This is a genomic window from Vibrio sp. Y176, from assembly GCF_033438945.1.
Genome location: NZ_JAWOQS010000699.1, coordinates 1 through 636, shown reverse-complemented (window position 1 = coordinate 636; position 636 = coordinate 1). Strand labels below are relative to the sequence as shown.

The 636-nt window shown below is 50.2% G+C and carries 2 protein-coding genes; both read right to left on the bottom strand.

Going from position 1 to position 636, the window contains the following annotated elements; all coding sequences use genetic code 11:
* On the bottom strand, nt 1–448 hold a 448-nt coding region (locus R7O13_RS28150; RefSeq protein ID WP_412125742.1), incomplete at its 3' end, for a FliH/SctL family protein.
* Nucleotides 449–451: 3 nt separating this feature from the next.
* On the bottom strand, nt 452–636 hold a 185-nt coding region (locus tag R7O13_RS28145), incomplete at its 5' end, for a FliG C-terminal domain-containing protein (RefSeq protein WP_318305355.1).

Genomic DNA, 636 nt, shown 5'->3' with positions numbered 1-636 from the left:
GAGTAAGCTCGGCACGAATCACCTGCTGAGCCACCTTCTGTACCAACTCACAAATCATGTGTCGTTGCTGCTGCTCTTTTTCACTTTGCCAGCGAGACAAGGCTTGTAACAAGTCATTAACTGGCTTCGCCGCTTCTAAAAAGCCTTGCTTACCAGCTTGTTCACCAGAAACAAATCCTTTCTGAAAGCCTTCTTTCTGGCCATCGAGCAAGCCTTGTTGCTTACCTTGCTCGATGCCTTGGCGTACGCCTTCTTCCTGTCCTTGTTGCAGCCCCGGCTGGAAACCTGATTCAAGTTGCTGCTGAATGTCCACTTGCGTCTCATGCCAACTTTGGTTGTCCAAGCCGAACTCTTCATCAACCGCAACTGGCTGAGCCAGCGGCGGAAAACGGTGTAAACGGTAACCACTTGGAGGCAGTCGCATAATGTTCGATCTTTGTTCTGCCATGCTTTATTCCACCGTTGGCTCTTCGTATAGAAGCAACTGAACTTCGCCCGACTCATCAAGCTCGCGCACCATTTGCATGATGTCTTGGCGTGCTTTCTGAACTCGACTTAGTGCAACTGCACCACGCGCTTCCATATCGTCTTCTAGCGCTTTCACCATACGTTGTGGCATTGAGCGTTTGATCGCTT